Source organism: Micromonospora sp. NPDC047812 (assembly GCF_040704175.1).
Classification (GTDB): domain Bacteria; phylum Actinomycetota; class Actinomycetes; order Mycobacteriales; family Micromonosporaceae; genus Micromonospora.
In genome coordinates this window covers 496,614-515,200 of record NZ_JBEYRY010000003.1, presented here as the reverse complement: position 1 = coordinate 515,200, position 18,587 = coordinate 496,614, and the positions used below count along the sequence as shown (strand labels likewise).

Annotated in this window: 19 protein-coding genes; 9 read left to right on the top strand and 10 right to left on the bottom strand. The window is 72.0% G+C overall.

The genetic code is table 11. The annotated features are described in order from the left end of the window. Positions 1-30 precede the first annotated feature (30 nt). Complete coding sequence (locus AB0883_RS17410; protein WP_366642138.1) at positions 31-1,488, top strand: hypothetical protein; 1,458 nt, start codon at positions 31-33, stop codon at positions 1,486-1,488. A 4-nt stretch (positions 1,489-1,492) separates the two neighbouring features. Here AB0883_RS17410 and coaE read toward each other — a convergent pair whose 3' ends face one another. Continuing rightward, positions 1,493-2,674: a dephospho-CoA kinase gene (gene coaE / locus AB0883_RS17405; protein ID WP_366642137.1), complete on the bottom strand. Its 1,182-nt coding sequence runs from the start codon at positions 2,672-2,674 to the stop codon at positions 1,493-1,495. 107 nt (positions 2,675-2,781) lie between these two features. On the opposite strand from coaE, the gene AB0883_RS17400 reads away from it, so the two are divergent. After that, a complete protein-coding gene (locus tag AB0883_RS17400) occupies positions 2,782-3,306 on the top strand; it encodes a PadR family transcriptional regulator (RefSeq protein ID WP_366642136.1) in 525 nt (174 codons plus the stop codon). After that, positions 3,299-3,928: a GyrI-like domain-containing protein gene (locus tag AB0883_RS17395; RefSeq protein WP_366642135.1), complete on the top strand. Its 630-nt coding sequence runs from the start codon at positions 3,299-3,301 to the stop codon at positions 3,926-3,928. Before AB0883_RS17400 ends, AB0883_RS17395 begins: the two co-directional genes overlap by 8 nt. Positions 3,929-4,034: 106 nt before the next feature. Here the strand turns inward: AB0883_RS17395 and rpsA are convergent, their stop codons facing one another. After that, on the bottom strand, positions 4,035-5,630 hold the full coding sequence (gene rpsA, locus AB0883_RS17390) for a 30S ribosomal protein S1 (RefSeq protein ID WP_088999324.1): 1,596 nt from the start codon (positions 5,628-5,630) through the stop codon (positions 4,035-4,037). Between the two features lie 296 nt (positions 5,631-5,926). Here rpsA and AB0883_RS17385 point away from each other — a divergent pair, with 296 nt between their 5' ends. The 6 genes from AB0883_RS17385 to AB0883_RS17360 all read left to right on the top strand — a co-directional run bounded on the left by AB0883_RS17385 (position 5,927) and on the right by AB0883_RS17360 (position 9,239). Beyond that, on the top strand, positions 5,927-6,790 hold the full coding sequence (locus AB0883_RS17385) for a class I SAM-dependent methyltransferase (protein WP_366642134.1): 864 nt from the start codon (positions 5,927-5,929) through the stop codon (positions 6,788-6,790). Then, positions 6,787-7,311, top strand: a complete 525-nt coding sequence (locus AB0883_RS17380; RefSeq protein WP_366642133.1) for a Uma2 family endonuclease — start codon at positions 6,787-6,789, stop codon at positions 7,309-7,311. Before AB0883_RS17385 ends, AB0883_RS17380 begins: the two co-directional genes overlap by 4 nt. A 124-nt stretch (positions 7,312-7,435) precedes the next feature. Then, positions 7,436-7,657 carry a DUF2945 domain-containing protein gene (locus AB0883_RS17375; RefSeq protein WP_121400637.1) on the top strand — a complete coding sequence of 74 codons (222 nt, stop codon included), beginning with the start codon at positions 7,436-7,438 and terminating at the stop codon, positions 7,655-7,657. Then, positions 7,644-7,994, top strand: coding sequence for a DUF3140 domain-containing protein (locus AB0883_RS17370; RefSeq protein WP_101411732.1), 351 nt, complete (start codon positions 7,644-7,646; stop codon positions 7,992-7,994). The genes AB0883_RS17375 and AB0883_RS17370 overlap by 14 nt, the downstream gene beginning before the upstream one ends. Positions 7,995-8,044: 50 nt before the next feature. Continuing rightward, positions 8,045-8,794, top strand: a complete 750-nt coding sequence (locus AB0883_RS17365) for an SDR family oxidoreductase (protein ID WP_366642132.1) — start codon at positions 8,045-8,047, stop codon at positions 8,792-8,794. 79 nt (positions 8,795-8,873) lie between these two features. Further along, positions 8,874-9,239 (top strand): MerR family transcriptional regulator, encoded by a 366-nt coding sequence (locus AB0883_RS17360; RefSeq protein WP_366642131.1) that lies wholly within the window; start codon positions 8,874-8,876, stop codon positions 9,237-9,239. A gap of 118 nt (positions 9,240-9,357) precedes the next feature. Here AB0883_RS17360 and polA read toward each other — a convergent pair whose 3' ends face one another. The 8 genes from polA to AB0883_RS17320 all read right to left on the bottom strand — a co-directional run bounded on the left by polA (position 9,358) and on the right by AB0883_RS17320 (position 18,474). Next, positions 9,358-12,057 (bottom strand): DNA polymerase I, encoded by a 2,700-nt coding sequence (polA, locus tag AB0883_RS17355; protein ID WP_366642130.1) that lies wholly within the window; start codon positions 12,055-12,057, stop codon positions 9,358-9,360. Between the two features lie 88 nt (positions 12,058-12,145). Further along, entirely contained in the window at positions 12,146-12,955 is an 810-nt protein-coding gene (locus tag AB0883_RS17350; protein ID WP_366642129.1) for an amino acid ABC transporter ATP-binding protein, read from the bottom strand. Continuing rightward, the gene (locus tag AB0883_RS17345) at positions 12,952-13,932 is read right to left on the bottom strand and encodes an amino acid ABC transporter permease (protein ID WP_366642128.1); all 981 of its coding nucleotides are present in this window, start codon (positions 13,930-13,932) and stop codon (positions 12,952-12,954) included. The genes AB0883_RS17350 and AB0883_RS17345 overlap by 4 nt, the downstream gene beginning before the upstream one ends. Positions 13,933-13,934: 2 nt before the next feature. Beyond that, positions 13,935-14,846, bottom strand: a complete 912-nt coding sequence (locus AB0883_RS17340; protein WP_366642127.1) for an ABC transporter substrate-binding protein — start codon at positions 14,844-14,846, stop codon at positions 13,935-13,937. 33 nt (positions 14,847-14,879) lie between these two features. Continuing rightward, the gene (locus AB0883_RS17335) at positions 14,880-15,590 is read right to left on the bottom strand and encodes an ABC transporter ATP-binding protein (protein ID WP_366642126.1); all 711 of its coding nucleotides are present in this window, start codon (positions 15,588-15,590) and stop codon (positions 14,880-14,882) included. Then, positions 15,580-16,371, bottom strand: a complete 792-nt coding sequence (locus AB0883_RS17330) for an ABC transporter ATP-binding protein (RefSeq protein WP_165947810.1) — start codon at positions 16,369-16,371, stop codon at positions 15,580-15,582. The genes AB0883_RS17335 and AB0883_RS17330 overlap by 11 nt, the downstream gene beginning before the upstream one ends. A 46-nt stretch (positions 16,372-16,417) precedes the next feature. Then, the gene (locus tag AB0883_RS17325; protein ID WP_121400628.1) at positions 16,418-17,527 is read right to left on the bottom strand and encodes a branched-chain amino acid ABC transporter permease; all 1,110 of its coding nucleotides are present in this window, start codon (positions 17,525-17,527) and stop codon (positions 16,418-16,420) included. Beyond that, on the bottom strand, positions 17,524-18,474 hold the full coding sequence (locus AB0883_RS17320) for a branched-chain amino acid ABC transporter permease (protein WP_366642125.1): 951 nt from the start codon (positions 18,472-18,474) through the stop codon (positions 17,524-17,526). The genes AB0883_RS17325 and AB0883_RS17320 overlap by 4 nt, the downstream gene beginning before the upstream one ends. Between the last annotated feature and the right edge of the window lie 113 nt (positions 18,475-18,587).

Sequence of the window (18,587 nt, the reverse complement as noted above, 5' to 3'; positions counted from 1 at the left end):
CCCACGGGGGTGAATCCCGTTCAACCTCCCGTGGAGACCTCCGCCGCCCGTACCGGCCCGCCGCACCCGCCGCAGGGCCCTCCGGCGCACGACGACGCGCACACCGGGGGCATCCCACGGGTGGTGACCGGCCGTCGGCGCACCGTCCTGCTGGTGCTCGCGGCCGTGGCCGTGCTCTCCGCCGGCGCGCTGGTCGTGGGGCTGGCGAGCTGGGCGCCCGGGCGGCCGGAGCAGCCGAGGGCGCTGACGGGCGACGAGCGCGAGCGACTGGCCGCGATGCGGGTCACCAACTACCGGGACCTGCGGGCCGGGGTACGCGTGACGGCGGGCACCGGCGCGGCGCGTACCGAACTGGTCGGCTGGGTCGACTGGTCCCGGTCGCTGGTCTACCTCGACGTCGGCGGGCCCGGCGCGGGCGCCGAGCGCGGGCTGCTCCAGGCCACCCCGACGGTGGTCCTGCTGCGCCCCGACCCGACGGCGGTGCCGACCCCCGCGCCGCCCCCGCTGGTGCCGCCGACGGACCGCTGGCGGCTGCACGACCCGCCCGCCGGGCAAGGGCTGGCCGCCGTGCTCGACCTGCTCTTCCGCCTCGCCTCGGACCGTCCGGAGCCGCCGGCCGACGCCGCGCGCCGGGTCGGTGGGGCCACGGTCGGGGCGGCGCCGGTCGACATCCTCCAGGCACCGCCGTCCGGCCCCGGCGCCGCGACCCCCGTGCCGGGCGGGCACCCCCGCTACTGGCTCGACCACGACGCGCGGCTGCACCGGCTGGAGACCGGGCTGGCCGGCGTCGGACCGGTGACCGTGCAGCTGAACCGGAGCGACCGGCCCACGCTGCGGCCGGTCGACGCCCTCGGCGGCCGCCCCGGGCAGCCCCGCGCCCTGACCGGCGCCGAGCGGGGCCGGCTGGACCGGTTGCCCGCCCGGCTGCGCGCCCGCGGCGGCGCCGCCGTGACCCTGACCGCGCCCGTCGCCGCCGCCACGAACCTGCGCGGAACCGGCTGGGTGAGCTGGAGCGGGCGGGCCGCGTACGTCACCGTCGCCGACCTCGGCGTGCCGGAGCGCCGGACGCTGCTGCGCCTCGACGGCGCCGGCGTGCGCCGGGCGGAGGTGCCGGCCGCGACGGTCCCGGGCACCGTGGAGTCGCCCGGCCGGCCGCCGCTGCCGCCGCCCGCCCGGGGCTGGCGCGCCGACCCGCGGCGCGCGGGCGACCTGGGCCTGCTGCTCGACGCGGCGCTGCGGGCCGCCGGATCGGCCGGCGGGCGCGACGCCGCCCTGCGGGTGCGCGGCGACACCGTCGCCGGCAAGAGCGTCGACGTGGTCGAACTGCGCACGTCCCGGGGGCTGCTGCGCTACTGGATCGACCGGTCCGGCACGCTGCGCCGCCTGGAGCTGCGCACCCGCACCGGCGCCTGGGCTCAGCTCGACCTGACGCCCACCACGGTGCCCCGGCTCGTCGCGCCGCCCCGGTCCCCGGCCGGGGGGCGCTGACCGGTCAGGGACGCCAGCCGGTCTGCGCCGCCCACTGCTCGGCGCGCAGATGCTCCTCGTCGAACCACGGGTCCTTCGCGGTGGTCCAGGTGGCGCTGTCCGGGGCGGAGGCCGCCAGCTCCCGCTTCAACATCAGGTAGGCCGCCCGCTGGTCCGGGTCGGCACGCAGGTGGTCGCGCATCAGCAGCGCGTAGCGCCAGCCGGGCGAGTCGACGGGGCGGACGTGCAGGTGCACGGGGCGGCCCGGGTCGGCGTTGCCGTGCAGCCGCTTCTCCCACCGGCCGCTACCGGGCGGGCGGGGGTTGTCCCACCACTCGCCGGGCAGGCGTGGGAAACCGGCCGCCGCGAGCCGTTCCGCCAGCGGCCCGTCCGCGTCGGCGAGGGTCGGGACGGTGAGCTGGATGTCGATCACGTCCTTGGCGGCGAGCCCCGGCACCGCGGTCGAGCCGATGTGGTCGACGCGCAGGTCGGCGGGGGCGACCGCGTGCCGGATCCGGGCGGCCAGCCGCGCGTACTGCTGCGGCCAGGTCGGGTCGGCCTCCGCCAGGGCGACGCGGTCCGACCGGGCCGGCCGCCGCTCGCGCAGGTTCGCCTCGTAGGGCCGCAGCCGCTCGCGCCACAGCACGTCGACGGCCGCGTGCAGGTCGTCGAGGCTGCCGTCGTTTGTCAGCAGCACGTCCGCCGCGGCCCGGCGCCGGGCGTCGTCGGCCTGCGCGGCGATCCGCCGCTCGGCCTCCGCCCGGTCCATCCCCCGGTCGCGGGCCAGCCGCGCCAGCCGGGTGGCCACCTCCGTCTGCACCACGACCACCAGGTGGTACGTGGGCGCGAGCCCCACCTCCACCAGCAGCGGCACGTCGTTGACCACGATCGCGTCGGGTGCCGCCGCGGCGGCCAGCTCGGCGGAGCGGGCCCGTACGCGGGGATGGGTGATCGCCTCCAGCCGGCGGCGCGCCGTCTCGTCGGCGAACACCAGCGCGCCCAGCGCCGCCCGGTCGAGGGCGCCGTCGGCGTCGAGGACCCGCTCGGAGAAGGCCGCGACGATCTCGGCCAGCCCTTCCGTGCCCGGCGCGACCACCTCGCGGGCGATCCGGTCGGAGTCGACCACCACCGCGCCGCACTCGGCCAGTCGCCTCGCCACGGCGCTCTTGCCGGACCCGATTCCCCCGGTCAGTCCCACCTTCAGCACGGCACCAGTCAACCGGATCACGACCGCGCCGCCGGCACCGGGGGCACCCCCGGACCGGGTTCCCTGGGGGACGTCGCACGGCCCTATTCCAGTACTAGGATAGGACCGTGGAGCTGACCACCGCCGAGCTGACCGTGCTGGGCCTGATCATCGAACGACCCCGGCACGGCTACGACCTGGAGCAGGTGATCGCGCGACGCGGCATCCGGCAGTGGTCCGACATCGGGTTCTCCTCGATCTACTACCTGCTCGCCAAGCTGGAGAAGCGCGGCCTGGTCCACGTTCCCGAGGCTCCCGCCGCCCCGAAGTCCCGCCACGTGTTCCACGCCACCGCCGAGGGCCGGGCGGCCGCGGCGCGCACCGCGCTGGCCCTCATCGAGGAACCGCAGCCGGTGCGGCACCCGCTTCTGGTCGGCATCGCCAACCTGCCCCTGTTCTCCGAGCGGCAGTACGCGCAGGCGCTGCGTACCCGGCTGGCGCGGGTCGAGGCCCGCATCGAGTCGGTCCGGGCGGCGCAGCAGGCGCAGGACCCCCTCCCGCACCCGGCGCGCGAGGTGTTCTCGTACTCACTGAGCCTCCTGGAGGCAGAAAGGCAGTGGCTCGCCACCCGGGCCCAGGTGCCTGATGACTGACAAGACCGACTTCAAGAAGACCCTCGACGCCTACCAGGCCAGACGCGGCCGGTTCCGGATCCTGGACGTGCCCGACACGCGGTACCTCATGATCGACGGCCATGGCGACCCGAACGCCTCACCGGCGTTCACCGGCGCCATCGGAGCCCTCTACCCGGTGGCCTACAAGCTCAAGTTCGCCAGCAGGCGGGACCTCGGCCGGGACTACGTCGTCCCGCCCCTGGAGGGCCTGTGGTGGGCCGAGGACATGGACTCCTTCACCGCGCGACGCGACAAGGCACGGTGGGACTGGACGCTCATGATCATGGTCCCGGACTGGATCGACCAGGGCATGGTCACCGCCGCCGTGCAGCAGGCCGGGGCCGGGAACCGCCCGGCGCGTCTCGACGACATCCGCCTGGGAACGCTGTCCGAGGGGCGGTGCGTGCAGACGCTGCACGTCGGTTCCTTCGACGAGGAGGCCGAAGTGCTGGCGCGACTGCACGGTGAGTTCGTTCCCGGCAACGGGCTGCGGATGGTGGGCAGACACCACGAGATCTACCTCAGCGACTTCCGCAGGGTCGCACCCGAGAGGCAACGCACCATCCTGAGGCAGCCGGTCGCCGCCGCGTCGGGTGCGTAGGCGGGACGACGACACCGGCGGTGGCGGGGCCGGCGCGGCAAAGACGGGAGCCCCGCCCCCGGCGATCTCGCGATCGCGGGGACGGGGCCCGTCGTCGTTCAGCGGGTCACTTGCCGCCGGCGAGCTTCTCCCGCAGAGCGGCGAGCGCCTCGTCGGTGGCCAGGGTGCCGGCCGGCTCCTCGGCCTGGCGGCTCGGGGCCGCGCTGGTCGAGGTGGTGGTGCCACCACCGGTGACGGCCGGAGCCGGGTTGGCAGCGGCCTCGGCGTCGGCGGCCCGGGAGGTCTGCACCTGCTTGGTGTGGGCCTCCCAGCGCTGACGCGCCTCGGCGTACTGGTTCTCCCAGGTCTCGCGCTGCTTGTCGTACCCCTCGAGCCACTCGCCCGTCTCCGGGTCGAAGCCCTCCGGGTAGATGTAGTTGCCCTCGGCGTCGTAGGTCGCGGCCATGCCGTAGAGGGTCGGGTCGAAGTGCTCCTCGCCCTCGACGAAGCCCTCGTTGGCCTGCTTGAGCGACAGCGAGATCCGGCGACGCTCCAGGTCGATGTCGATGACCTTGACCATGACCTCGGAGCCGACCTGGACGACCTGCTCCGGGATCTCCACGTGGCGCTCGGCCAGCTCGGAGATGTGGACCAGGCCCTCGATGCCGTCGTCCACCCGGACGAAGGCGCCGAACGGCACCAGCTTGGTGACCTTACCCGGCACGATCTGCTGGATCGCGTGGGTGCGGGCGAACTGACGCCACGGGTCCTCCTGCGTCGCCTTCAGCGACAGCGAGACCCGCTCGCGGTCCAGGTCGACGTCCAGGACCTCGACCTCGACCTCCTGGCCCACCTCGACGACCTCGGACGGGTGGTCGATGTGCTTCCAGGACAGCTCGGAGACGTGCACGAGACCGTCCACGCCGCCCAGGTCGACGAACGCGCCGAAGTTGACGATCGAGGACACGACGCCCTTGCGGACCTGGCCCTTCTGGAGCTTGTTGAGGAACTCCGTGCGCACCTCGGACTGCGTCTGCTCCAGCCAGGCCCGGCGGGACAGGACCACGTTGTTGCGGTTCTTGTCCAGCTCGATGATCTTGGCTTCGAGCTCGCGCCCGACGTACGGCTGCAGGTCGCGCACCCGACGCATCTCGACCAGGGAGGCGGGCAGGAAGCCCCGCAGCCCGATGTCGAGGATGAGGCCACCCTTGACCACCTCGATGACCGAACCGCGGACGACGCCGTCCTCGTCCTTGATCTTCTCGATGGTGCCCCAGGCCCGCTCGTACTGCGCCCGCTTCTTCGAGAGGATCAGACGACCCTCCTTGTCCTCCTTCTGGAGGACCAGGGCCTCGATGTGGTCACCAACCGAAACGACCTCGGCCGGGTCCACGTCGTGCTTGATCGACAACTCCCGAGAGGGGATGACACCCTCGGTCTTGTAGCCGATGTCGAGCAGGACCTCGTCCCGATCGACCTTGACGACGGTGCCTTCGACAATGTCGCCGTCGTTGAAGTACTTGATGGTCTCGTCGATCGCGGCGAGGAAAGCCTCCTCGGAACCGAGATCGTCGTGGGTGACCCGGGTGGCGCTCGAGGGGGCCTCGATGCTGCTCGTCATGTGGGCGGTTGCTCCGGTCGGATGGTGTGTCACAGCAGGCTGGTGTGTCGCGGTGACCTGTTCGCGCCAGCGGATCCGTCGCCGGGCACACCGAAAGATCATCGCGTGAGATCATGGATGTGGCTCCGCCAGTGGTCCCGGAGACCGCGCACCTGCTCCCTGCCGAGGCACACGATCCGCGAGCGCATCATCTAGCCTACCCGCTGCATTACCACAGCGTGCAAGGCCTCCCGTCCTCTCGCTGCGTCGTCAGCTGCGAAAGCGGAGATATCGGCAGGAAGGCGTCGCAGGTGTCGCGTCCGTCACAGGAGCATCAGGGTGAACGGTAGCGCCGGGCGCCGCGCCACGCACTGCGGGGGTAGGCCGGCCCGCGGTGCCGCCGGGGCTAGCGTGAGCGCGTGGATGACGACAGCCGGGTGACCCGGCGCCGGGTCGGCAACGCCGAGGCCCGCCGGGCGAACCGCCGCTGGTGGGACGCCGACGCCGACGACTACCAGGCCGAGCACGGCCGCTTCCTCGGCGACCTGGACTTCGTCTGGTGCCCCGAGGGCGTGCGGGAGGCCGACGTACGGCTGCTGGGCGACCTGTCCGGACGGCGGGTGCTGGAACTCGGCTGCGGGGCCGCCGCCGCCGCGCGGTGGCTCGCCACCCGGGGCGCCCGGCCGGTCGCCCTGGACCTGTCCGCCGGCATGCTGCGGCACGCCGCGCTGGCGGCCGGACGCACCGGCGTACGCGTGCCGCTGGTGCAGGCCGACGCGCTGGCGTTGCCCTTCGCCGACGCCGCGTTCGACACGGCGTGCACGGCGTTCGGGGCGGTCCCGTTCGTGGCCGACTCGGCGGCGGTCATGCGCGAGGTGTTCCGGGTGCTGCGCCCCGGCGGCCGGTGGGTGTTCTCGGTGACCCACCCGATGCGGTGGATCTTCCTCGACGACCCCGGCGAGGGCGGGCTGACCGCCGTGCACTCGTACTTCGACCGCTCCCCCTACGTGGAGCAGGACGAGGCCGGCGACGCCACCTACGTCGAGCAGCACCGCACGCTCGGCGACCGGGTCCGCGAGCTCGTGGGCGCCGGGTTCCGCCTGCTCGACCTCGTGGAGCCGGAGTGGCCCGAGGGACACGAGGGGATCTGGGGGCAGTGGAGCCCGCTGCGCGGCCGGCTGTTCCCCGGTACCGCCATCTTCGTCGCCGAGAAGCCCGCCCGCGAGAGCCGGACAGTCAGTGCGACGTCCGAGGCGGGCCGCGGGGCTACGCTGAGCCGGTGAGCGCCGAGCCGACCGCGACACCGCCTGGCCCATGGTGTCCGGACCCGATCCGGCAGCAGCGCGCCGACTACACGCTGGAGGACCTGCTCCACCTGCCGGACGACGCCCCCCGCGTCGAACTCGTCGACGGAGTCATCCAGGTGACACCCTCCCCCACCCTGGGCCACCAGGACATCTCCAGCCTGCTCTGGCTGTGGCTGCGGACCCACTGCCCCGCACACCTGCGTGCCACACAGGCCGTCGGCGTGGCCCTCAATGCGAACACCAGCCGGCAGCCGGACGTGCTGCTGTGCCGGACGGAGGTGACCGCCGACCGGTCGCTGCTCATGCCGGACGACGTCATCCTCGCGGTCGAGGTGGTGTCGCCCGGCACCGCCGCACCGACCGGTTCGCCAAGCCCGGCGAGTACGCCGCCGCAGGCATCCCCTTCTACTGGCGGATCGAGCAGGACCCCATCCACCTCTACGCCTACCGGCGGGGCGAGCGGCGCGGGCCGGGCGGCGAGCGACAGTACGAACTGATCGCCGACAGCGCCGAACTGATCGAGCTGACCGAACCGTTCGAGATCAAGCTGCCGATCACCGACATCACGCCGTAGCCCGCGGGTCGTCGTTTCGGCCCGTCGACGCCGGGTACCCGCGCGGCATGGCCGAGCAGAGCGAGTTCCGCAGAGGCGACCACGTCTCCTGGGCCAGCCACAGCGGCCGGGCGTACGGCGTGGTCAAGGAGAAGATCACCGAACGCACGCACGTACGCGGGCACGCCGTGAACGCGTCCCCGGACGACCCGCAGTACCGGATCCGCAACGACGACTCGGGGCGGGACGTCGCACACCGACCGGAGGTGCTGCGCCATGAGCAGGGGTGACGAGGGCCGCGACACCTACCGGGAGTTCACCGAGGCGGTGAACATGAAGCCGGCCGAGCTGTCGAAGTGGCTGGAGACCGACGAGTCGAAGCAGGTCGGCTGGCACAAGGGTGGGCGCTCCGGCGGCGGCGAGTCGGTCGGGCACGAGTCCGGCCGGAAGATCATCAATCTGCTGCGGCGCAAGCGTGCCGAGCTCTCCGAGGGCGACTACCGGCACATGCGCAAGGTCGTCGGCTACGTCCGCCGGCACATGGCACAGCGCCCCTCCGGCGACGTCCGCGACACGAAGTGGCGCTGGTCGCTGATGAACTGGGGGCACGACCCCCTGAAGCGCTGAGCCCGCCCGCTTGACCCTGCCACTGACGGCAGGGTCCGACGATCCGCACCATGAGTCGAGCGCAGCGCAGGATCGTCGTCGTCACCGGTGCGGGTACCGGAATCGGACGGGCCACCGCCCGTGAGTTCAGCGCCCGGGGCGCGCACGTCGTCGCGGTGGGACGACGGGCCGCGCCCCTGGCGGAGACCGCCGCCGGTCACCCCGGCATCGAACCGCTGGTCGCCGACGTCACCGCTCCCGGCGCCGCGGAGCTGATCGTCGGCGCCGCCACCGAGCGGCACGGCCGCCTCGACGTCCTGGTCAACAACGCGGGCGTCGCCGGCGGCGGTCCGCTCGGTTCCCTCGTCGCGGACACGGTCGAGCGCCACCTGGCGACGAACCTGGTCGCGCCGATCCAGCTCGCCCGGGCGGCGGTGCCGGCGCTGACCGACAGCCGCGGCGTCATCGTCAACGTCACCACGTCGGTCGGGTCACGCGCCTGGCCGGGCAGTTCGCTGTACGCGGCGGGAAAGTCCGCCCTGGACTCGCTGACCCGCAGCTGGGCGGTGGAACTCGCGCCGCACGGGATCAGGGTGGTGGCGGTCGCGCCCGGCGCCGTCGACACCCCGATCGGCGCACACCAGGGTCTGACGCCCCAGCAGCAGGCCGACGTCCGCTCGTGGCAGGTGGCGCGGACGCCGCTGGGACGCATCGGGCGCCCCGAGGAGGTGGCCTGGGCGATCCTGCGCCTCACCGACCCGGCGGCCGGCTTCGTCACCGGCGTCGTGCTGCCGGTGGACGGCGGCGCCGTGGTCGCGTGACGGCGCCGCCGAGCCCGCCTGGCAGAAGCGCCGGCCCCGCCTGGCGGCCTGGTAGAAACGGTGCCCGGAGGTGTGGACCATGCTGATCGGCGAGCTGGCGGAGGCCACCGGCGCCACCCCGCGCGCGCTGCGGCACTACGAGCGGCACGGACTGCTCGATTCCCGGCGGGCCCACAACGGCTACCGGATCTACGACGAGCGCTCGGTCGGCCGGGTGCGCAACATCCGTCACCTGCTGGCCGCCGGCCTGACGCTGGACGACGTGCGGACGTTCCTGCCCTGCCTGGACGGGGACGTGGCCGCCGCCGCGCCCGCGCCCGCCGGTGTCCGGGTCGCCCTGGACCGGCTCGCGGTGCTCGACGCCCGCATCGCGGCGCAGACGGCGGTACGCGACCGGCTGGCGGCGGCCCTGCGCGCGGCGGGCACGGCCGTCCCGCACGCCTGAAGGCGACGCGGGCCCTGCCCCGACCACAGCCGTCCCGCGCGGTTCGACGATGGACGCCGGCCCTGCCTGCCGCCTACCCGGACAGGGCCGGCGCCGACGTACGGCGGGACGGTGCCCGTCAGTGGTCGGCGCTGTTCCAGTCGCGCCCCTCGCCCACCGAGACCTCCAGCGGCACCGACAACGGGTGCGCCGCGCCCATCTCCCGCCGCACCAGCGCCTCCAGGGTCTCCCGTTCGCCCGGGGCGACCTCGAAGACCAGCTCGTCGTGCACCTGGAGCAGCATCCGCGAGCGCAGGCCCGCCTCGCGCAGCGCCGTGTCGACGTGCAGCATGGCGACCTTGATGATGTCGGCCGCCGAGCCCTGGATGGGGGCGTTGAGCGCCATCCGCTCGGCCATCTCCCGGCGCTGCCGGTTGTCGCTGGCCAGGTCGGGCAGGTAGCGGCGGCGGCCCAGGATGGTCGAGGTGTAGCCGTCGTGCCGGGCGCGGGCGACGACCTCCTGGAGGTAGTCGCGTACCCCGCCGAAGCCGGCGAAGTAGTTCTCCATCAGCCCGCGCGCCTCCTCGGCGGTGATCCCGAGCTGCTGGGAGAGGCCGAACGCGCTCAGCCCGTACGCCAAGCCGTAGTTCATCGCCTTGATCTTGCGCCGCTGGTCGGCGGTGACCTCGTCGACCGGCACCCCGAAGACCGACGAGGCGGTGGCGGCGTGGAAGTCGGCGCCGGAGTTGAACGCGTCGATGAGCGCGTCGTCCGACGACAGGTGCGCCATGATCCGCATCTCGATCTGGCTGTAGTCGGCGGTGAGCAGGCACTCGTAGCCCTCCCCCACCACGAAGGCGCGGCGGATCCGGCGGCCCTCCTCGGTGCGGATCGGGATGTTCTGCAGGTTGGGCTCGGTCGAGGAGAGCCGGCCCGTGGCCGCCACCGTCTGGTTGAACGTGGTGTGGATGCGGCCGTCGTCGGAGACCGACTTGAGCAGCCCGTCGACGGTCGTCTTGAGCTTCGCCACGTCCCGGTGGCGCAGCAGGTGGGCCAGCACCGGGTGCGGGTTCTGCGCGTGCAGCCACTGGAGGGCGTCGGCGTCGGTGGTGTAGCCGGTCTTGATCTTCTTGGTCTTGGGCAGGCCCAGCTCGCCGAAGAGGATCTCCTGCAACTGCTTCGGCGAGCCCAGGTTGAACTCCCGGCCCACCGCCTCGTACGCCCCCTGGGCGGCGGCCTTCACCTCGGCGGCGAAGTGCGCCTCCAGCTCGGAGAGGTAGTGCGTGTCGGCGGCGATGCCGGTGCGCTCCATGCCGGCGAGCACCCGCATCAACGGCAGCTCCACCCCGGCCATCAGCCGCGCCGACTGCTCGCCGTCGCGGGACAGCTCGGCGTCGATCGCGTCGGCCAGGTCGAGGGTGGCGCGGGCCTGGAGCATCAGGTTCTGCTCCGCCTCACCGTCGTTGCCGAGCCCCTCCAGGGTGAGCTGGCCGGTCTCCGGGGCGTCGACCCGCAGCTCGCGGTGCAGGTAGCGCAGGGCCAGGTCGGTCAGGTCGTAGGAGCGCTGGTCGGGGCGGGCCAGGTAGGCGGCGATCTGGGTGTCGCGGAGGATGCCCTCCATGCTCCAGCCGTGCGCGGCGAACGCCAGCACCGCCGGCTTGCTGTCGTGCAGCACCTTGGGCCGCCCGGCGTCGGCCAGCCAGGCCGCCAGGGCCGCCTCGTCGGTCGGCTCCAGGGTGGCGGGATCGCACCAGGCCGCCGCGCCGCCGGCGGTGGCCAGCGCCAGCCCGGTCACCGAGGCGGTGTGCCGGCGGTTGGGGCCCGTGTCGAGCTTCGCCGCCACGCCCACCGGGGTGTCGGCCGGCGCGTGCGTCTCCAGCCACCCGGCGAGCGCCCCGGGCTCGGTGAGCACCTCGCCGGTCAGGTCGAACCCGGACTCGGCCTCCGGCTCCACCGCCTCCAGGTACTGGTAGAGCCGGTCGCGCAGGATGCGGAACTCGAGGGTGTCGAAGACCTGGTGGACGGCCTCGCGGTCCCACCCCTCCCAACGCGCGTCCTCGGGACGCAGCGGCAGTTCCAGGTCGGAGACGAGACAGTTGATCTCGTAGTTGCGGATCACGTCGGCGAGCCGCTCGCGCAGGCTGTCGCCGGCCTTGCCCTTGATCTCGTCGGCCCGCGCGACGACTCCGTCGACCCCGCCGTACGTGGTGATCCACTTCGCGGCGGTCTTCGGGCCGACACCCGGCACGCCGGGCAGGTTGTCGCTGGTCTCGCCCACCAGGGCGGCCAGGTCGCGGTAGCGCTCCGGGGGGACGCCGTACTTCGCCTCGATCGCCGCCGGGTCCATCCGGGCCAGGTCGGAGACGCCCTTGCGCGGGTAGAGCACGGTGATGTTGTCGCCGACGAGTTGGAACGCGTCCCGGTCGCCGCTGCTGATCAGCACCGACATGCCCTGGTCGCGGGCCTGGCAGGCGAGGGTGGCGATGATGTCGTCGGCCTCGAAGCCCTCCTTCTCCACCACCGGGATGCGCAGCGCCGCGAGGACCTCCTTGACCAGGCTCACCTGGCCCTTGAAGTCGGTCGGGGTCTCGCTGCGGCCGGCCTTGTACTCCGCGTACTTCTCGGTGCGGAAGGAGCGGCGGGAGACGTCGAAGGCGACCACGATGTGCGTCGGCTGCTCGTCGCGCAGCACGTTGATCAGCATGGACGTGAAGCCGTAGACCGCGTTGGTCGGCTGCCCCGTCGTGGTGGAGAAGTTCTCCACCGGCAGGGCGAAGAACGCCCTGTATGCCATGGAATGTCCGTCGACGAGAAGCAGGCGCGGCGTCGTAGCTGTCACGGCAGCGACTCTAGCCGCCCGCTCCGACACTCCGGGACACCGGCACGGGCGCCGGCGCGGCCCGGGTGGGGCCGCGCCGGCGTACCGCTCAGAGCACCTTGGCCAGGAACGCCTTCGTCCGGTCGTGCCGGGGGTTCGCGATCACCTCGCGGGGCACGCCGGACTCGACCACGACGCCGCCGTCCATGAAGACCAGCGAGTCGCCGACCTCCCGGGCGAAGCCGATCTCGTGGGTGACCACGATCATCGTCATGCCCTCACGCGCCAGGTCCTTCATCACGTCGAGCACCTCGCCGACCAGCTCCGGGTCGAGCGCGCTGGTGGGCTCGTCGAAGAGCATCAGCTTGGGCTGCATCGCCAACGCCCGGGCGATCGCCACCCGCTGCTGCTGTCCGCCGGAGAGCTGGCCCGGGTAGTTGCCGAGCTTGTCGCCCAGCCCCACCCGCTCCAGCAGCGCGGCGGCCCGGTCCCGGGCGGCGGCCTTGGACTCGCGGCCCAGCAGCACCGGCGCCTCGGCGACGTTCTCCAGGGCGGTCATGTGCGGGAAGAGGTTGAACCGCTGGAACACCATGCCGATCGCCCGGCGCTGCGCGGCGACGTCCTTCTCCCGCATCTCGTGCAGCTTGCCGCCGCGCTCGCGGTAGCCGATCAGGTCGCCGTCCACCCAGATCCGACCGGCGTTGATCTTCTCCAGGTGGTTGATGCAGCGCAGGAACGTCGACTTGCCGGAGCCGGAGGGACCCAGCAGGCAGCACACCTCGCCGCTGCGGACCTCCAGGTCGATGCCCTTGAGCACCTCGATCGCCCCGAACGACTTGTGCACCTGCTCGGCCCGGACCATCGGCACGGACTTCACCGCCGCCCCGTCAGCCGCTGCCGGCACCGTCAGCTCGGTCATGCGCCGTCCGCCTTCCCGGTCGTGCCGCCGCTCTCCGCCGCGAGCCCCCGCAGCCGGGTCTTCGCCCGCCCGCTGCGCCCGACGCCCTTGGAGAAGTGCCGCTCCAGGTAGTACTGCCCGACCAGCAGCACGCTGGTCAGCAGCAGGTACCAGATGGTCGCCGCCACCAGCATCGGGAAGACCTGGAAGGTCCGGCTGCCGACGGCCCTGAGCTGGAAGAACAGCTCGGTGGAGACCGGCACGAAGGCCACCAGCGAGGTGTCCTTGAGCATGGCGATGGTCTCGTTGCCGGTCGGCGGGACGATCACCCGCATGGCCTGCGGCAGCACGATCCGGCGCAGGATCTGCCCCCGGCGCAGGCCGAGCGCCTGCGCGGCCTCGGTCTGCCCCTCGTCGACCGACTGGATGCCGGCCCGGACGATCTCCGCCATGTAGGCGGCCTCGGACAGCCCCAGCGCCAGCATGCCGGCGACGAAGCCGGTCAGGATCTCCACGGCGGAGAAGCCGAACAGCCGCGCCTCGAAGTCGTCGACCCCGAACAGGGCGCCGATCTGCCGGTCGAAGGGCAGGCCGAACTCGACGCGCGCCCAGAGGATGCCCAGGTTGCCGAAGAGGATCGCCAGCACCAGCCGGGGCACCGCCCGGAAGAACCAGGTGTACGCGAAGGCGACGCCGCGCAGGATCGGGTTCTCCGAGAGCCGCATGATGGCGATGACGACGCCCAGCCCGACACCGATCAGCATGGAGGTCACCAGCAGCGCGAGGGTGCCGCGCAGCCCCTCGACGATCGGCGGGCGGAACATCTCGTCGATCATGAACGACCAGTTGAACGCCTTGTTCGTCACCAGCAGGTGCACGAACATGGCCACCAGCACCCCGATCACGGCGACGGCGACCCACCGCCCGGGATGCCGCACGGGCACGGCCCGGATGGGTTCCGGCCGTGCCCGCTCGGGTGTATCAGTTCCGACCGACATGGTCAGCTGGTCGGGTTCAGCGCCGGGGTCGTGATGGCGCCGCCCTCGACGCCCCACTTCTTCAGCGCGCCCTGGTACGTGCCGTCGGCGATGACCGCCGTGACGGCCTCCTTGAGCACCTCGGCGAACGCGGCCTGGTCCTTCTTCACCGCGTAGCCGTACGGGGCGGACTCGTAGATGTCGCCGAGCAGCTCCAGCTGGCCGTTGCTCTGCTTCACCGCGTACGCCCCGACCGGGGAGTCGGCCAGCATGGCGTCGTTCTTGCCGCTGACCACGGCGGCGGTGGCGTCGCTCTGCGCCTGGTACTGGTCGATGGTGATGGCCGGCTTGCCGCCGTCGGTGCACTTCTTCGACCGGGCGGTGATGTCGTCGAGCTGCACGGTGCCGACCTGCACGGCGATCTTCTTGCCGCAGGCGTTCTCGGTGTCGACCTTGGCCGGGTTGCCGGCCTTGGTCGCCCACTGGGTGCCGGCGGAGAAGTAGCTGACCATGTTGACGGTCTTCATCCGCTCGGCGTTGATGGTGAACGAGGAGACGCCGACCTCGTACTTGCCCGAGTCGACGCCGGGCAGGATCGCGTCGAACGGCGCCGACTCGTACTCGGCCTTGAGGCCGAGCTTCTGCGCGACCGCGTTGAACAGCTCGATGTCGAAGCCGACGACCGTCTTGCCGTCGGCGTCGAGGAACTCCGCCGGGGCGTACGTCGAGTCGGTGCCGACCTTGATCACGCCGTCGGCCTTGATGGCGTCGGGCACCTTCGCGGCCAGCGCCGAGTCGGCGGCGGCGGTGACGCTGGGGCCGGCGCCGGGCTGCTCGGTGCTCTCCTTCTCACCGCAGCCGGCCAGCGAGAGGGCGAGCAGGGCGGCGCTGGTGACGCCGAGGGCGGCCCGGCGGCCACCACTGATGCGGAACATGGGGTACTCCTTGCGATGAGGGGTGACGGCCGGTCAGGCCACGCCGAGGTAGGCCTCTTTGACCGCCGGGTCGTGCAGCAGCTCGGCGCCGGTGCCGCTCTTGACGATCCGGCCGGTCTCCAGCACGTACGCCCGGTGGGCCCGGGCCAGCGCCTGCTGGGCGTTCTGCTCGACCAGCAGGACGGTGGTGCCCTGCTGGTTGATCTCGACGATGATGTCGAAGATCTGCTGGATCAGCATCGGTGCCAGACCCATGGAGGGCTCGTCGAGCAGCAGCAGCTTCGGCCGGCTCATCAGCGCCCGCCCGACGGCCAGCATCTGCTGCTCGCCGCCGGAGAGGGTGCCGCCCTGCTGCTTGCGCCGCTCGGCCAGGCGCGGGAAGAGCCCCAGCACCCGGTCGAGGTCCTGGGCGATGCCGGCGCGGTCGCGCCGGGTGTACGCGCCCATGTCCAGGTTCTCCAGGACCGTCATGCCCGGGAAGATCCCGCGGCCTTCGGGGGCCTGGCACAGCCCCCGCCGGACCCGCAGGTCCGCCCGGAGCTTGGTGATGTCCTCACCGGCGAACCGGATGCTGCCGCTGGCGACCGGCCGGATCCCGGAGATCGCCCGCATCGTGGTCGACTTGCCGGCGCCGTTGGCGCCGATCAGGGCCACGATCTCGCCCTCGTCCACCGTCAGGCTGATGCCGTGCAGCGCCTGGATCCGCCCGTAGAGCAGGCTCACATCGTCGATCTCAAGCAGCATCGTCCGGCACCCCCAGGTACGCCGCGATCACCTTCGGGTTCTCCCGCACCTCGGCGGGCAGCCCCTCGGCGATCTTCTTTCCGAACTCCAGCACCACGATCCGGTCGGTGACCCCCATGACCAGGCGCATGTCGTGCTCGATGAGCAGCACGGTCACGCCGGTGTCCCGGATCTGCCGGATGAGCTGGAGCAGTTCCTCCTTCTCCGCCGGGTTGAAGCCGGCGGCCGGCTCGTCCAGGCAGAGCAGCACCGGGTCGGTGGCCAGCGCGCGGGCGATCTCCAGCCGCCGCTGCTCGCCGTAGGAGAGGTTGCGGGCGAACTCGTGCATCCGCTTGCGGATGCCGACGAACTCCAGCAGGCGCTCGGCCTTCTCCCGGCTCGCGCGCTCCTCCTTCCAGTACCGCGGCAGGCGGAACAGCGCGGAGATGACGCTCGTCTTGTTGTGCGCGTCCGCGCCCACCAGGACGTTCTCCAGCGCCGTCATCTCCGGGAAGAGGCGGATGTTCTGGAACGTCCGCGCCATGCCCATCTTGGTGATCTGGTGCCGCTTCTTGCCACTGACCTTCTGGCCACGGAACCGGATCTGCCCCTCGGTGGGCTGGTAGATGCCGGTCATGGCGTTGAAGCAGGTGGTCTTGCCGGCGCCGTTCGGGCCGATCAGACCGAGGATCTCGCCCTTGTAGAGGGTGAAGTCCACCTCGTTCAGGGCGACCACGCCGCCGAAGCGCAGCGTGACCTTGTCGACCTCCAGCAGCGGCTCCCGGGTGGGCACCGCCTCCACGGCCGGCGCGCCGGCCTGCGCCGGAACGGCCGGCGTCTGCTCGGTGTCACTCACCGACGGTCACCTCCTTGCGACGATCCTTGAACTCCGCCGCACGTCGTCGGTTGGGGATCAGACCCTCCGGCCGGAAGATCATCATGACCACCAGCACCAGGCCGAAGAACAGGAACCGGTACTCGTACAGCTCGACGCCCAGCAGCTCGATGCCGCGGAACCGCTCGATCATGTACGCCACCAGACCACCGCCGACGATCGCGCCGACGATGTTGCCCGAACCACCGAAGATGACCGCGGCCAGGATGATGATCGAGTTCAGCAGCTCGAAGTTCTGCGAGTTGACGAAGTTCTGTTTGCCCGCGAAGAGCGCACCGGCCAGGCCCGCGATCGCGGCGCCCGCGGCGAACGCCCACAGCTTGAACTTGAACGTCGGCACGCCCATCAGCTGCGCCGCGTCCTCGTCCTCGCGGATGGAGATCCACGCACGCCCGACCCGGCTGTGGGTCAGGTTCCGCACCCCGATCACCACCAGGATGATCACCGTGAGCACCAGCCAGTAGTACGGGCGGGCGTCGAGCACGCCAAAGAACGGCTTGCCGTCGGCGTACTGGCCCGGGGGGTGCGGGATCTGGTTGAAGCCCCGCTGGCCCTTCAGGAACTCCGAGCTGACCGCGCCGATCCGGATCATCTCGGCGAAGCCGAGCGTCACCAGCGCCAGGTAGTCGCCCCGCAGCCGCAGGGTCGGCGTACCGAGCATCACGCCGGAGACCATCGTCAGGGCGATCGCCACCGGCACCGCCAGCAGCCACGGCCACAGCGTCTTGATGTCGCTGCTCGGCGAGGTCAGCACCGCCACGGTGTACGCGCCGACGGCGAAGAAGCCGAAGTAGCCGAGGTCGAGCAGGCCGGCGAAGCCGACCACGATGTTCAGGCCGACGGCCAGCAGCACGTAGATCGAGACGGTGAACATCACCTGGGTGAAGTTCGCACCGGGGGTCGGGATCGGCCCGAGGTACTGGTAGAACTCCTTGTTCGGCAGCGCGTAGAAGAACACGATCACCGCGGCCAGCAGCGCCCAGCGCACCCAGCGCGGCGCGCCGCGCCACCGTTCGCCGGCCGCCTCGCGGCCGGAGCGCACCTTTTCCAAGACGGTCGTCATGCCCGTGCCCTCCCCAGCGACTCACCCAGCAGACCGGTCGGCCGGAACATCAGCAGCACCACCAGCAGCGCGAACGCGGCGAAGTCCTTCCACTCGCTGCCGAACAGGCCGGAGGCGTAGTTCTCCACCACGCCCAGCAGGAGGCCGCCGAGCAGCGCCCCGCGCAGGTTGCCGATGCCGCCGAGCACCGCGGCGGTGAAGGCCTTCAGGCCGAGCAGGAAGCCGACGCTGTAGGTGAGGGTCTGGATCCGTACGTCGTAGAGCAGACCGGCGACGCCGGCCATGCTGCCGCCGGCGATGAAGACCATCAGGATGATCCGGTCCTTGTTCACGCCCATCAGCGCGGCGGTGTTGGCGTCCTGGGCGACCGCCCGGATGCCGCGACCGACCCGGCTGCGGTTGATGAACAGGTCCAGCGCGATCATCATCGCCAGCGCCGCGCCGAGGGTGAGCAGCTGCACCGCGTCGATCGGCACGCCGAAGACGTGGAACAGCGGATCCTGGCTGACCAGGATCGGGGCGCCCTCGGGGCGGCGGCGGGTCCAGATGCCGAACGCCTCGGAGATGGCGATGGACGCGCCGATCGCGGTGATCAGGAAGGCCAGCGGCGGCGCGTTGCGCTTACGCAGCGGCCGGTACGCCACCCGCTCGATCACGGTCGCCGTGCCCGCCGAGGCGATCGCCGCGACGATCATGGCCACCAGCAGGTAGAACAGGATCGAGCCGATCCCGCTGACCTGCGAGTTCTGGTCGAGCCCGAAGCCGTTCCAGGTCCAGATCGCGGCGAACGCGCCGGCGATGAAGACCTCGGAGTGGGCGAAGTTGATGAGCCTCAGCACGCCGTAGACCAGCGTGTAGCCGAGCGCGACCAGGGCGTAGATCGCGCCCTGCGTCAGGCCGGTCGTCGTGTATGTCCCGAAGTTGGAGAACAGGTCGTCGAAGTTCAATGAAGGGACACTCCATCAGGGTCTGGAGAGAAAAGTGGGGCGATCCCGTCCAGCGCGCGGCCGGTTGGCCGCAGGCGTTCCTCGGGCGGTGCGGTCGCGGCGCCGGACGGCAT